The organism is Xanthomonas vesicatoria ATCC 35937 (assembly GCF_001908725.1).
Classification (GTDB): domain Bacteria; phylum Pseudomonadota; class Gammaproteobacteria; order Xanthomonadales; family Xanthomonadaceae; genus Xanthomonas; species Xanthomonas vesicatoria.
Map to the genome: position 1 here is coordinate 2,523,456 of NZ_CP018725.1, position 14,556 is coordinate 2,538,011.

The 14,556-nt window shown below is 67.1% G+C and carries 10 protein-coding genes; 5 read left to right on the top strand and 5 right to left on the bottom strand.

Features of this window, described 5'->3' with window-relative positions; all coding sequences use genetic code 11:
• The first annotated feature begins 249 nt into the window (after positions 1-249).
• A complete protein-coding gene (locus BJD12_RS11100; protein ID WP_005994976.1) occupies positions 250-2,070 on the top strand; it encodes a monovalent cation:proton antiporter-2 (CPA2) family protein in 1,821 nt (606 codons plus the stop codon).
• Positions 2,071-2,241: 171 nt separating this feature from the next.
• Here the strand turns inward: BJD12_RS11100 and zwf are convergent, their stop codons facing one another.
• The 5 genes from zwf to BJD12_RS11125 form a co-directional block, all read right to left on the bottom strand.
• On the bottom strand, positions 2,242-4,065 hold the full coding sequence (gene zwf / locus BJD12_RS11105; RefSeq protein ID WP_005994977.1) for a glucose-6-phosphate dehydrogenase: 1,824 nt from the start codon (positions 4,063-4,065) through the stop codon (positions 2,242-2,244).
• Entirely contained in the window at positions 4,062-5,861 is a 1,800-nt protein-coding gene (locus BJD12_RS11110) for a glycoside hydrolase family 15 protein (RefSeq protein ID WP_005994978.1), read from the bottom strand. The genes zwf and BJD12_RS11110 overlap by 4 nt, the downstream gene beginning before the upstream one ends.
• 62 nt (positions 5,862-5,923) lie before the next feature.
• Positions 5,924-6,253, bottom strand: a complete 330-nt coding sequence (locus BJD12_RS11115; RefSeq protein WP_074052857.1) for a low molecular weight protein tyrosine phosphatase family protein — start codon at positions 6,251-6,253, stop codon at positions 5,924-5,926.
• 26 nt (positions 6,254-6,279) lie between these two features.
• Entirely contained in the window at positions 6,280-9,600 is a 3,321-nt protein-coding gene (locus BJD12_RS11120; RefSeq protein ID WP_005994980.1) for an ankyrin repeat domain-containing protein, read from the bottom strand.
• Positions 9,593-9,853, bottom strand: coding sequence for a YcgL domain-containing protein (locus tag BJD12_RS11125; protein ID WP_005994983.1), 261 nt, complete (start codon positions 9,851-9,853; stop codon positions 9,593-9,595). Before BJD12_RS11125 ends, BJD12_RS11120 begins: the two co-directional genes overlap by 8 nt.
• Before the next feature lie 217 nt (positions 9,854-10,070).
• Between BJD12_RS11125 and BJD12_RS11130 the strand changes: the two genes are divergently transcribed.
• Genes BJD12_RS11130 through BJD12_RS11145 form a run of 4 tightly spaced genes read left to right on the top strand, consistent with a single transcriptional unit; the run spans position 10,071 to position 14,480 of the window.
• Complete coding sequence (locus BJD12_RS11130; protein ID WP_005994984.1) at positions 10,071-11,270, top strand: beta-ketoacyl-[acyl-carrier-protein] synthase family protein; 1,200 nt, start codon at positions 10,071-10,073, stop codon at positions 11,268-11,270.
• The gene (locus tag BJD12_RS11135) at positions 11,270-12,043 is read left to right on the top strand and encodes a beta-ketoacyl synthase chain length factor (RefSeq protein ID WP_005994985.1); all 774 of its coding nucleotides are present in this window, start codon (positions 11,270-11,272) and stop codon (positions 12,041-12,043) included. The genes BJD12_RS11130 and BJD12_RS11135 overlap by 1 nt, the downstream gene beginning before the upstream one ends.
• On the top strand, positions 12,040-12,861 hold the full coding sequence (locus tag BJD12_RS11140; RefSeq protein WP_005994986.1) for a glycosyltransferase family 2 protein: 822 nt from the start codon (positions 12,040-12,042) through the stop codon (positions 12,859-12,861). The genes BJD12_RS11135 and BJD12_RS11140 overlap by 4 nt, the downstream gene beginning before the upstream one ends.
• Positions 12,858-14,480: an NAD(P)/FAD-dependent oxidoreductase gene (locus BJD12_RS11145; RefSeq protein ID WP_005994987.1), complete on the top strand. Its 1,623-nt coding sequence runs from the start codon at positions 12,858-12,860 to the stop codon at positions 14,478-14,480. The genes BJD12_RS11140 and BJD12_RS11145 overlap by 4 nt, the downstream gene beginning before the upstream one ends.
• Positions 14,481-14,556: the final 76 nt, after the last annotated feature.

Genomic DNA, 14,556 nt, shown 5'->3' on the forward strand with positions numbered 1-14,556 from the left:
GCCGTCCGCTGCGGCGGCGACGATCTGGCAGTGCCTGCCACGGTGGCATGCATGCACGCGCAGGTGCTTGGCAATGCGCCTCGGCGACGTGGCGCAACGTGGTGAATCGCAGCACGCAAGGTGGTGCTGCCGGCTTGCATCACCGACCCAGGACACACCGCCAATCCACACCGTTGCACGCAGCGCACGCCGATCCAGGCCAGCAGCCGCACGCGGGCGGCATAATGCGCACCTCAACGGAGAACGTACATGCATAGCGGCGGTCTGGAACTGGCTCTGGTGCTGATGCTGGCTGCCATTGTGGCGGTGCCGGTATTCAAGCGCTTCGGCCTGGGCGCAGTGCTGGCCTATCTGGTCGCCGGCGTGGTGCTGGGCCCGGATGGCGTAGGCGTGGTGCAGGATGCCGAGCGCATCAGCGGCGCGGCCGAGATCGGCGTGGTGATGCTGCTGTTCGTGATCGGCCTGGAGCTCTCACCCGCCCGGTTGAAGGTGATGCGCCACTCGGTGTTCGGCGCCGGCACCACCCAGGTGGTGGTCACTGCCATGATCCTGGGCGGCTTGCTGATGCTGGGCAACCTGGGCTGGAAAACCTCGCTCATCGTCGGAGTGGCGCTGGCGTTGTCGTCCACCGCAGTGGGCCTGCAGCTGTTGGCCGAACGCAAGGCGCTGAATAGCGACTACGGTCGGCTGGCCTTCGCCATCCTGCTGTTTCAGGATCTGATCGCAATCCCGCTGCTGGCGGCCATTCCGCTGCTCGGTGGCAGCAAGAACGCCACCCTCGCCTGGCCGGATGTGATCAAGGCGATGGCCGCACTGGCACTGGTGATTCTGCTCGGGCGCTTCGTGCTGCGCTATCTGTTCAATGTGGTGGCGCGCACGCGTATGCCGGAGGTGTTCACCGCCAGCGCATTGCTGGTGGTACTGGGCACCGCATGGATCATGCAGGAAGCAGGATTGAGCGCCAGCCTGGGCGCCTTCATCGCCGGTGTGCTGCTGGCCGATTCGGAATTCCGCCACGAACTCGAATCGCAGATCGAACCATTCGAAGGCTTGCTGCTGGGCTTGTTTTTCATCTCGGTCGGCATGGGCATCGACCTCAATCGCGTGGTCGCCGAGCCGGGATTGATCGCCGCCGGCGTGGCGATCCTGCTGGTGGTGAAGTTCTCGCTTCTGGTCGGCATCGGCAGCGTGGCGAAGCTGCCGCTGCGCAGCAGCCTGATGCTGGGCAGCGTGCTGTGGCTGGGCGGCGAATTCGCGTTCGTGGTGTTCAACGAAGCCGATCGCGTGGGTCTGCTCGACCAGGCCAATCATGACCGCCTGGTGGCCATCGTCGGTGTCTCCATGGCGCTGACGCCGCTATTGCTGTTGGGCATGCAACGCATCCTCAACGGCCCGCTGCGCCTGCGCGCGCCCAAGAACGACCGCCCATTCGACACCATCGATGCGCAGACCCCCAAGGTGCTGATCGCCGGCATGGGCCGCTTCGGCCAAGTCGTTGCACGCCTGCTCACGGCGCGGCACGTACCGTTCGTGGCGCTGGAACATAATCCCGACACCGTCGAGGACCTGCGCCGTTTCGGCAGCCAGCTGTATTACGGCGATCCCACCCGTCCCGAGCTGCTGCGCGCCGCCGGTGCCGACCGCATCAAGGTGTTCGTGATCGCGGTGGACGACCCGGAAACCAATATCAAGACGGTGCGGCTGATCCGCCGTCTTTACCCACAGGCCACCGTGCTGGCGCGCGCGCGCAATCGCCAACACGCCTGGAAATTGATGGACCTGGGTGCAGAACCGTTCCGCGAGGTATTTGCCTCCAGCCTGGAACTGAGCGGGCGGGTATTGACCTCGCTGGGCCTTGGCGAAGCGGACGCGCGCGAGCACGTCAAACGCTTCCGCCAGCACGACGAAGACCTGCTACGCCGCCAGCACCTGGTCTACGACGACGAAGCCAAAGTGATCCAGACCTCGCGCGACGCCCGCGCCGACCTGATGAATCTGTTCGAAGCCGACGTCAAGGCAGATGTGGATGGGGATGAAGAAGCGGTTGCGGTGACAGCACCAGATCGTTGAGATCGTGTAGAAGCATGCCTGGGCGCGATGAAGCGTTCCCGGCAATGCGTTAGTGCTTCTCCACCGGAATGGGGGTGTATGCAGCCCACGCGCGACTGCGGTGCGTTGCTGCATGTTGCGTGCACACACAGCCGCCGCACGACTGCAGCGGCTGTGTGTCGATCGCTTCACTCAGCCTCGCCGTTTGCGCGCTGCGGTTTTACCAACCGACGTCTTGGGTTCGACCTTGCTGACCGCAGTCTTGCCGACGTTCTTCGCCGTGTTCGCCGCCTGCTTGGCCACTCGCTTGGCCGGCGTCTTCTTTGCAGGCTTGGCAGACGCGGCTTCTGACGCTCGCACGGGATTTGCCGAAGAGGCAGATGCACGCTTGGCCGGTACTTTATTGGCTTTCTTTGTAGCTTTTTTAGCCGCTTTCTTGACCGGCGTTGCCGCGTTGGCGCGCACTTCCGGCGGGCGGCGCGGTGGCGGCTTGCGGCCCGGGGTGAGCGCGCGCCAGGCGTGTCCGCCATTCATGGCCAACAGTGCGTCGGCAGCCGAGGGACCGGCGCTGCCGGCGGCGTAGTTGGGGAAATCGCTGGCTGGTTGCTTCCACGCGTCCAGGATCGGCTGCACGATGCGCCAGGCGCCTTCCACCATCGCCGCGTCCTGGAACAAGCCGGCTTCGCCGTTCATGCAGTCCTGCAGCAGGCGCTCGTAGCCCACGGTGTATTCCTTGGGAAACCAGTCGCGGTAGCGGAAGTCCATGCGCACCGGCGCCAGCGCCACCTGCGCGCCCGGGCGCTTGACGTCGAACTGCAGCGAGATGCCTTCGTCGGGCTGGATGTGCAGCACCAGCCAGTCGGGGCCGTAACCGCCGACTTCGGTACTGCGGAACGGTGCCAGCGGCGCCGGCTTGAAGCGGATGGCGATCTCGGTGGTGCGCTCGCGCAGACGCTTGCCGGTGCGCAAATAAAACGGCACGCCGGCCCAGCGCCAGGTATCGACCTGCAGCTTCATCGCCACATAGGTTTCGGTATCCGAATCGTCGGGCACCGTGTCTTCTTCGCGGTAGCCGGGCACGGCGCTGCGATTGACCGCGCCGGATGCATACTGGCCGCGCACCACATCTTCGGGTTTGATCGGGCGCACGGCCTCGATCACCTCGGCACGGCGACGATGCATCGCCTCGGTGGTGAAGGCGGCCGGCGGCTCCATCGCGATCATCGCCAGCAACTGGAACAGGTGATTGGGCACCATGTCGCGCAGGCAACCGGTGGGGTCATAAAAGCGCCCGCGCCCTTCCACGCCGATGGTTTCGGCGGCGGTGATCTGCACGTGATCGATACGGTCGCGGTTCCACACCGGCTCGAACAAGCCATTGGCGAAACGAAACGCAAGAATGTTCTGCACGGTTTCCTTGCCCAGGAAATGGTCGATGCGGAACACCTGATCTTCGTGCAGCACCTTGGCCACGGTGGCGTTGAGATGCTTGGCGCTGGGCAGATCGTGGCCGAACGGTTTTTCCACGATGACGCGGCGCCAGCCCTGGCTTTCGCGCTGCTTGACCAGGCCGGCTTCGCCCAGGTTGAGCAGCACCGGCTCGAAAAAGCGTGCGGCGGTGGCGAGATAGAACAGCACATTGCCTTGCGTGCCGTAGCGCTTGTGCAGTTTCTCCAGCACCCCATCCAGCGCCTGATACGCGCCCAGGTCGGTAAAGTCGCCGCGCAGGTAATGCATGCGCTCGCGCAGCCAGTCCCAGGTGTCGGTGTCGAATTCGTCAGTCTGGAATTCGGCGTCGCGGCTGCTCAGCAGCTGCGTCATCGACTGACCCATGTTGCTGCGCCAGGCACGTTCGCTGATGTCGCCATGGTCCATGCCGACAATGGCGAATTCTTCGCCCAAGGCACCGGCGCGGCGCAGGTTGTATAGCGCCGGCATCACCAGGCGCTTGGTGAGGTCGCCGCGTGCGCCGAACACCACGATGATGCACGGCGGTGTGGTTTGTTGCTCATTCATGGATGCGTCTCCTTCTCGCCCATGCGTCCGTGCAGGCGCAATGCCGCATTGACCAGGGCCACGTGGGAATACCCTTGCGGGAAGTTGCCAAGCATGCGTTTGGTGCGTGGGTCGTATTCTTCGGCGAGCAGGCCCACGTCGTTGCACAGCCCAAGCAAACGCTCAAGCAATGCGCGCGCCTCATCGGTGCGACCGATCAACGCAAAGTTTTCCACCAGCCAGAAACTGCAGGCCAGGAAAGTGCCCTCGCCCGCCGGCAGGCCATCGGCGCTGTCGTCGGCGCGATACCGCTCGACCAGGCCATCGATGGTCAGGTCGCGCGCGATCGCATCGGCGGTGGCGGCGATGCGTGGATCGTCCGGCGGCAGAAAACCGACGATGGGAATCAGCAGCAGCGATGCATCCAGACGATCGGAACCGTAGCTCTGCACGAAGTGGCCGTCCGGATGTACGCCTTTTTCCAGCACTTCGGCGCGAATTTCTTCGGCGAGACGGCCCCAGTGCGCCCGCTTGTCGGCATCGGCGTTGGTGATGCCATCGCGGCTGCCGCAATCGAATGCCAGCCATGCCATCACCTTGGAGTGCACGAAATGCCGGCGCTCGTCGCGGATTTCCCAGATACCTTCGTCCGGTTGGCGCCACAGCGTTTCCAGTGTGTCGAGAATCTTTTCAAGTAAGGATGCGGACGACCCATCGTCATCGGCAGGTGGCCCCACGCCTTTTTCACGTGCGTAATGGAAGGCGCCGATCAGCTCGCCGTAGACATCGAGCTGGAATTGATCCACCGCGCCGTTGCCGATGCGCACCGGACCGGAATTTTCGTAGCCCGGCAACCAGTGTGCTTCCCATTCCTGCAGGCGGCGCTCGCCCCCGATGCCGTAGAGCGCCTGCAACTGATCCGGCGACCCCGCGATGGTGCGCTGGACCCAGTCGCGAAACGCGGCTGCCTCGTCGCGGTAGCCGGCCTGCAGCAAGGCGATCAGGGTGAACACCGAATCGCGCAACCAGCAGTAGCGGTAATCCCAGTTGCGCGTGCCGCCCAGGTGCTCGGGCAACGACGCGGTGGGCGCAGCCACGATGCCGCCGGTGGGAAGATAACTGAGGCCTTTCAACACCACCAGCGAGCGACGCACCTGCTCGGTCCAGGGACCGACGTCGGTGCAGCGGCGTGCCCAGCCATGCCAGAACGCGGCAGTGCGTTGCAGCGCCTGTTCCGGGTCGATCTGCGGCGGCGTGGGCTGATGCGATGCGCCGTGACTGAGCAGGAACCAGGTGCTTTCGCCTTCGCGCAAGGTGAAGTCCGCTTCGGTGCCCATGTCTTCGCCGTGCAGCTCCTGTGGCGAGCGCAAGGCGAGCTGGTCGGGGCCGGCAATGGCGCGAATGCCACCGTCGATGCGTGTCACCCACGGCACGGTGCGGCCGTAGTTGAACCGGAAGGTCAAGCGCATGTGCATGGGGACTTCGCCGTGCACGCAGCGCACGATGCGCACCAGATGCTGATGCACCTCGCCGTCTTCGCTGTCCACCATGAAGTCGACCAGTTCCACCGTGCCGCTGTCGGTGGTCAGGCGCGTCCGCAACACCAGACTGTCGTCTTCGTACGCGCGTTCGCTGCGGAACTCGGCGGCCGGCGCCAGCGCCCATTGCCCATGCTGTTCGTCGCCCAGTAACGATGCGAAGACCGCATCGGAATCGAACCGTGGCAGACATAGCCAGTCGATGGTGCCATGGTGGTCGACCAGGGCCGCGCTGTGGCAGTTGCCCAGCATGGCGTGGTCCTCGATACGCACGCTCATGTAAGGGCGTTTCCTTCCAGCGAAAGAGCCCGCAGTCTTACATGCGCAGCGTCTGAATCAGGTTACGAATACGCCGGCAAGCGCAGCAACGGTGGCACCGTGTGTTCCAGCCGATGGATCAGTGCCGGATCCATGTAGGCGTAGTTGTCCGGAATCTGCAACGACACCACGCGGCAATGGCGCAGATGCGTGGCAAAGCGTTTGCGCAGGAGCTGCAGGTGGCGGCGCTCCATTACCAACACCAGGTCGGACTCGTGCAGCAACTCGGGCGTGACCTGCACCTGCGCATCTGCGGCCAGCCCGGCCGATTGGGTCTGCACGCCCGGCCAGTCGGCGAATACGCGTTCGGCGGTGGGGCTGCGCAGCCGGTTGCGGCTGCACACGAACAGCACCCGCAACGGGCTGCCACCGCGCTGGCTCAGCGGCCTTCGCGCAGGAAGCGCGCCATTGACGACACGCCCGGCAGCGCCGGTTCGAACTGGCCGGCAACATCGATGAAGCCGCGCATGATGGCGATCTCGCGCGGGGTCCGGTTGAGCGCGTCGCGACGGTCGGCATCGGCACCGGCACGCAGCAGGCGCTGCACCAACAGCGGCAAGCCGTGCAGTGCGGCCAGATGCAACGGGCCGAAGCCGCGTTGATCGGCCACATCCAGCGAGACGTCTTCGTCGAGCAGGCGTTCGACGCCGGCCAGCACCACCTTTTCGTCGCAGGCGGTGCCCGGCTCGGCGCGCGCACCCAGCAACAGCAGCAATGGGCTGACCCGCCCGCCGGCCAACGCGTCCGGGTCGGCACCGGCCAGCAACAAGGTATCCAGCAACGCCAGCAGGCGGATCTTGTCGCGCGCAGTGAAGCCATACAACGCTGCGCAATGCAGCGATGCCAACCCCTGATTGTCGGTCGCGTGCACGTCGGCTGCGGCCGTGAGCAAGCGCGCCACGATATCCGGCAAGCCGAGTGCGCAGGCCAACATCAGCACGGTCACGCCGCCCGGCAGGCGATGCTCGATCTGCGCGCCGGCCTGCAGCAGCGCGGCGACGATGTCGGTCTGGCGCATGCTCACCGCCGCCGACAACGGCGTGGCGCCGCTGTTGGCCGCGCGCTGCGGGTCGGCGCCGCGGCCGAGCAGATGCGCCACCACAGCGAGGTGGCCGCCGCCAGCCGCACGCAGCAGCGCGGTGCAGCCTTGGGCGTCAACGGCGTCGACTGGCAAGCCGAGGTCGATCAGCCGGCGTACCGCATCGGTGTCGCCGCTCATCGCGGCCGCGGGCACGTCCGCTTCGCGCAGCGTGCGACCTGGCAACGACCAGATCCGCCAATCCAGCCAGTCGGCCAAATCGCGCCGGCCGATCGACAGCGCCACACCCAGCGGGGTCTGCCCGTCGGCGGCACGCGCTTCCGGCGAGGCGCCCTGTTTGACCAGCAATTTCAGCGACGCGTCCCGACCGAGCGCGGTGGCCAGATGCAGCGCGGTCATGCCGTGGCTGTCGCGCGCTTCGCGGTCCACACCGTGTTCCAGCAACCACTGCTGCAGGCGCAGCCAGCCCAGACGCACCGCCAGCGACAACGGCGGATCGCCGGCTGCCGACGGCGCGAATGGGTCGGCGCCGCGTTCGAGCAATTCCACGGCGAACTGTTCCAGCCCGCGCGATGCCGCATCGTGCTGCACGCAGGCGCTTAGCAGCCTGGTCAGGCCGCCCGCGCCGGCCGGCGACACGCCGTGACGCAGCAGCACCTGCAGGGCCGGCACCGCCTCCACGCCGCGCGAGAGCAGCGCAAACATCGGTACATCGCCGCAGGCATCGCGCACTTCGGGGTCGGCGCCGTGGCGCAACAGCCAGTCCACCGCATCGGCGTTGAGCGCCAGATGCGCGTCGTGCAGCAGGCCGCCAAGTTCTTCCGGGCCGCACAGCCGCGCCAGCGCGTCCAAGCCATCGCGTTGGCCGAACTGCAGGCCTTCGCGCAGCAACACCAGCGGCGGCCGGTCGGGCAGCACCGCAACGCCAGGGGTGTCGCCATGCCCGTCGCTGACGGCGGCCGGCAAGGGGTAAGCGGGATCGAGCAATTGCACGATCGCCCAACGCCCGGCTTCGGCGGCGACGTCCACGGCGCGACGGCCATGCACATCGACGCCATCGGCCGGCACCTGCAGATCGAGCAGGCGGCGAATCAGCGCCGGCGACACGCTGTCGGCGGCGCAGGCCAGCATCACCGCGTTACGGCCGTCGCCGTCGATGGCCAGCACATCGACCTTGCGGGCGACCAGGCGTTCGAGCACCGCGCTGCGCGCCTGACGCGCGGCATCCAGCCACGGCGTGCGACCGAGCAGATCGCGCGCTTCCAGATTGGCGCCGGCCGACAACAGCGCCTCGACGATGTCGCCGTGGCCAGCCAACGCGGCTTCGTGCAGCGCACTGCGGCGCTGGCGGTCGCGCGCATCCACGCGCGCCTTGTGCTTGAGCAGCAGCTGCACGCCTGCCGGGTCGTCCTCTTCGGTACCGGCCGCGGCCAGCAACACCGGCGCGCCGCCTTCCGGCTCGGAATGGGCGCCGCGTTCCAGCAGAAATTTCGCCAGCCGCCAATTGCCGACCTGGCACGCCATCGCCAGCGGCGAGTGGCCTTCGTTGTTGAGCGCGTCCAGCTCGGCAGCGGCGTCGCGCAGCAGCGCAGCCACGCCGGGGTCGGAACTGCGCACCGCGTGATGCAGCGGGGTATTGCCGTCGTTGTCGGTGGAGCGCGGGTCGGCGCCGTTGGCCAGCAAGGTCATCACCGCATCCGGGCGGCCGTGCCAGCTGTCGCGGGTGGCGGCCAGCAGCGGCGTCATGCCGCGGTGCGGCTGGTTGACGTCCACACGGCGCACGATCAACTCGCGCAGCAGGCGTAGATCCGGCAGCACCGCCGCCAGTGCGGGCAGGCTGCGTTGGTCGCGCCATTCCGGCAGCGGCATCGCCTGCGGGTCGGCGCCGGCCTCCAGCAATTGCAGCGCGCGATCCACCCGGCCGCTGCGTGCGGCTTCGAACAATTCGGGCACCAACTGATGCTGGGCGACCGGTTCCAGCGGGCGCGGTTCGGCGGCCGCTTCGGAGAAGAAATCGGCCGCCTGCCGGGCCACCGGCGCATCGCTGCGCAGTGGCGCTGCGGTGCGTTGCAACAGCAGATGGGCGGCGGGCAGTAGCGCGCTGGCGGCAATCGCCAGGCCCCAGCGCAGACCACCGGACAACCAGCCCGGCCAGGCCAGCGCCACCACCAGGGTGCACACCGCCAGCACCAGTGCGGCGGCTAGCAGGCCGCGCCAGGCGTGCAGCTCCTGGGTGGCCAACGCGTGCCAGCGTGGCGCCAGCGCGCCACCATCGCGTTCCACCTCGCCCCACAACGGCCAGGTGCGCCACAGGCCAAGCAAGGCGGCACTGACAGCCACACTCAAGGCCAGCGCGGCGGCCAGGCTGCCGCTGTCGCGCAGCGCGGTCAGCGGCCAGCTGATCAATGCCGCCAGGGCGAGCAAGCCCACGCCCCAGATCGCCAGCAGTGGCGGCAGCGCCTGCGCGATGGCGCGCGGTTGCGAAGCCAGCGCGCGAGTGCCGCGCGCCCACGACACCGCCAGGGCAAAGGCCGACTGCGCCAGCCACAGACTTACCGCAGCAACGGCACCTCCCAGGCCACCGAGCAGGGACAGCACCACGCCAGCGGCACCTGCCAGCGCTGCGGCGCGCAATCGCGCGGCACGCTGGGGCTCAGTCATAGTCGCACTCGCCCGCCAGCACCACCGTCTTGGGCAGCTGCAGGTAGAAGCCGTGCTTGCCGAGCGCTTCGCGCACGGTTGCCACATCGGCCTGCGCCAGGCGGCGCTCAGGCGTCAACGCCACCTCCAGCACGAATGCGAATGGTGCCAACTGCGTGTGCACCGCGGCGGGAAGACCGGAGAAGTCGTCACGCGTGGCGAGGTAGACGAAGGTGTCCTGCTTGCGTTGGCTTTTATAGACGTAGGCGTGCATGCGCGCGTGATCGCGCTCGAAGAGCGGTGGGTCACAGGATTGTGTCCCAATTGCGGCGACGGCGAAAGCGCGACCGCTGCGAAAAATCCCAGCCGCGTCAGCGACATGACCGGCGCGTTCAGTTGCGCCATCGACAGGGCTGGCGCACGCCACCGATATACTGCAAGCACTTTTTGCCAGCCAGACCATCGTGAGCCAAGCGCAATATTCGTCCCAGATGGCCCCGGTTGCCGTCACCGCCTACACCTCCACCACCGCGCTCGGTGCCGGGCTCGCCGCCCAGGCCGCCGCGCTGCAATCGCGTCGCAGCGGCCTGCGACGCAACGATTTCGGACCGCAACCGCTGCTGCCCTGTTGGGTCGGCCGCGTGGACGGCGTGGAAGCGGTGGTGCTACCCGAGACCCTGCAACAGTGGGAGTGCCGCAACAACCGCCTGGCCTGGCTGGCCCTGCAGCAGGACGGCATGGCGCAAGCCGTGCAGGCCGCCGCGCAGCGCTATGGCGCCGAGCGCGTGGCGGTGATCATCGGCACCTCCACCTCCAGCATCGGCGCCAGCGAAGAGGCGTATACGCGGTTGGTCGAAGACGCCGACGGCGCACGCTTCCCCGAGGATCTGAATCGCCCGATCGTGCACACCCCGCACTCGCTGGGCGACTTCGTGCAGCACGCCATCGGCCTGCGTGGCCCGTGCGTGACCGTGGCCACGGCGTGCTCGTCCAGCGCCAAGGTGTTTGCCCAGGCGGCGCGACTGATGGATGCCGGCGTGATCGACGCGGCCCTGGTCGGCGGCGTGGACACTTTGTGCGGCAGCGTGCTGTTCGGCTTCAACTCGCTGCAGGTGGTGGCGCCGGAGATGTGCCAGCCCTTCGATGCGCGCCGGGTCGGCCTGAGCCTGGGCGAGGCAGGCGGCTTTGCGCTGCTCGAACGCCCGGCCGCCGCACCGGATGCACCGCTGTGGCTCTACGGCTACGGCGAATCCAGTGACGCGCACCATATGTCGGCGCCGCATCCGCAGGGCCTGGGCGCGCAGCTGGCGATGCGCGGTGCGCTTGAACGCGCCGGCCTGGAGCCGGCCGCGGTGGGCTATCTGAACCTGCATGGCACCGCTACGCCGGCCAACGACAGCGTGGAAGCGGCCGCGGTGGCGGCGATCTTCCCGGATAGCTTGCACGCCAGCTCGACCAAAGCCTGGACCGGCCACACCTTGGGCGCGGCCGGCATCGTCGAATCGGTGATTGCGCTGCTCGCGCTGCGCGACGACGTGCTGCCCGGCACGCTCAACAGCGACGTGCCCGACCCGGCCTGCGGCCCGCAGATCCGCTTCGACAACACCCATGCCCGGATCGACTACGCGATGAACAACTCCTTCGGTTTTGGCGGCAACAACTGTTCGCTGCTGTTCGGGCGGGCCCGCTGATGCTGTCCGCCACCATCGAAGGCATCGGCTTCTGGACCCAGGGGCTGCCCAGTTGGGGGGCCGCCAGCGCATTCGCGCGCGGCGGCGAGCTGCTGGACACCCCCACCCGCCCGGCACCGCAATTGCTGGCGGCCAACGAACGCCGCCGCGCGCCGGACACGGTAGCGGTGTCGCTGGAGTCCGCGCTGGCCGCCTGTCACGCCGCAGGCCGCGACCCGGCCAGCCTGCCGTCGATCTTTACCTCCACGTACGGCGATCTGGCCATCTCCGACTACATGTGCACCACCCTGGCCAGCGACCCATCGGCGATCTCGCCGACCAAGTTCCATAACTCGGTGCACAACGCCGCGGCCGGCTACTGGACCATCGGCGCCGGCGCGATGACCCCGGCTACCGCGATCAGCGCCAGCCTGGGCAGCTTCGCGCAGGGCTTGCTGGAGGCGCTGGTGCAGCGCGTCGCCGGCATGGACGCGGTGCTGCTGGCCGGCTATGACGCGCGCTCGGTCGGGCCGCTGGGTCGGGTCGCCCCCAGCCACGGCCTGCTCGGTGCCGCACTGGTGCTGGGCACGCCCGGCCAGGCTGGCAAGCCGCAGCTGCACGCGCAGCTGGACGACGGTACGCCCTCGCCCGGCGATGGCGCGCTGGCACGTCACATCGCCAACAATGCGATGGCGCCGATGCTGCCGCTGTTCGACCTACTGGCCGGCGGCGGAGACAGCGTGGCGCTGTATGCCAGCCCGGGCCGGGTACTGCGCGTGGAGATCCAGCGATGAGCCGGCAACCGCTGAGCCGCGACGACACCGCCATCCTGGTGCCGGCCTTGAACGAGGCGCTGCGCATCCGCGAAGTGGTCACCGACGCGCTGACCTATTGCTCAAACGTGATCGTGATCGACGACGGCTCCGACGACGGCACCGCCGAGTGCATCGCCGGTATGCCAGTGACGTTGATCCGCCACCCGCAGCGCAGGGGCAAGGGTGCCGCCCTGCGCAGCGGTTTTGCCGAAGCACAGCGGCTTGGCATGCGCGCGGTGATGACCATGGACGGCGATGGCCAGCACAAGGCGGCCGATTTCCCACGCCTGCTGGCCGCCGCCAACCGTCACCCCGGCTGCGTGATCATCGGTGCGCGCATGCGCAAGCGCGCCACCCAGCCCACCATCCGCCGCATCGGCAACGACTTCGGCGACTGGGGCATTGCCTGGGCCTGCGGCTTCCAATTGGTCGACAGCCAGAGCGGCCAGCGGTTGTATCCGGCCTCGGTATTCACCCTGCCCGACGTGCCCGGCGAAGGCTTCGTGTTCGAAGCGCAGCTGCTGATTTCGGCTGCACGCCAGGCCGGTGCGCGCGTGGTCGCGGTGCCGATCGAAACCCGCTATGCCGGCACCTCGCCAGGCACGTTTCGCAAGAGCCATTTTCGGCTGGGGCGCGACCTGTGGAACATCACCTCGCACGTGGTCAAGCAGGTCTGGGCCTATGGCCACGTCTGGCGCGAATACCGCCGCGTGCGCGCCACCCCGGTGATCGTTGACGATGCCGACGGCGAATTTGCTACTGTCCCTGCGGCCACCAAGAGCACCCCGTCCCCATGAATGCACAGCGCGCCGATGTCGTGATCACCGGGGGCGGCCTTGCGGGCCTGAGCCTGGCATTGCAATTGAAACAACGCGATCCCGCACTGGCGATCACCGTGCTGGAGCGCCGTGCGCACCCGGTGCGCGAGGCGGCATTCAAGGTGGGGGAATCCACGGTGGAAATCGGCGCGCATTATTTTGCCGACGTTCTGGGGCTGCGCGAGCACCTGGAGACCGAGCAGATCCGCAAGTTCGGGTTTCGCTTTTTCTTCTCCGACAAGCGCGAAGACATCGACCGCTGCACCGAGCTGGGCGTGAGCAAGATCCTACCCACGCCGTCCTGGCAGATCGACCGCGGCCGCTTCGAGAATTTCCTGGGCGAGCGCGCCCGTGCGCAGGGCATTACCTTTGTCGACAGTTGCAGCGTCAAGGGCATTGAGTTGTCCGAAAACGACACCGACCATGCGGTGCGCTACGACCGCGATGGCACAGTCGGCACGCTGAGCGCACGTTGGGTGGTGGACGCCAGCGGCCGCGCCGGCCTGCTCAAGCGCAAGCTTGGCCTGGCACAGGACAACGACCACAACGCCAACGCGGTGTGGTGGCGCGTGGAAGGGCTGATCGACCCGAACGGTTGGTCGCAGGACAGCAGCTGGCTGCAGCGCTGCACCCCGCCGGACCGCTGGCGTTCCACCAATCACATGTGCGGCCCGGGTTATTGGTTCTGGCTGATTCCGCTGTCCTCGGGTGCGCATTCGCTGGGCATCGTCTGCGATGCAGACATGCATCCGCTGGAAGGCATGAACACCCACGACAAGGCGATGACCTGGCTGCGCACGCATCAGCCGCAGGTCGCCGCCACCCTCGACCAGGCCGACTACCGGTTGCAGGACTTCCTGTTCCTGCGCAATTTCTCTTACGGCTGCAAGCAGGTGTTCTCGCCGCAGCGCTGGGCACTGACCGGCGAAGCGGGCGTGTTCCTGGACCCGTTCTATTCGCCCGGCAGCGACTTCATCGCCATCTCCAATACGTATATCTGCGAATTGATCGGCCGCGACCGCGCCGGCAAGTCGCTCGGCCCATATGTGGAGCTATACCAGCAGCTGTATTTCTCGTTCTACGAGAACACCCTGACGTTGTACCAGGATCAGTACGCGCTGTTCGGCGACGAACAGGTCATGCCGGTCAAGGTGATCTGGGATTACACCTATTACTGGTCGTTGCTGGCGCCGCTGTTCTGCAGCGGACGCATCGCCGATCTCAGCTTGCTATCGCGCATGAAAAACGACTTTCTCTATGCGCGCGACATGAATCTGGCAATGCAGCAGGTGTTGCACGACTGGGGTGTACGCAATACCGCCCAGGGCGTCGCCACTGGCACCGGCCGGCTGCTGGATCAATACCTGATCGGCTGGTTCAACGAACTCAACGGCGCTTTGAACGACACGCTCGACAACGACGCATTTATCGCACGCGTCCATGGCAACGTCGCGCAGATGGCAGTACTGGCGCGCGAGATCCTGCAGCAGGCACGCCACCGCCACCCGGACCTGCCCGACCACGGCCTGGATGCATTGACGGCCAATGCCAACGGCGAGGCGATTCTTACTGCCACTTGGTACGCCGACGCGGCATGAACTTGGCGAACGCACCGGCAACGGTGCGTTTTGCGTGGTTCAAGCTTTCTTGATCCGCGCGCACTGTACGCGCGAG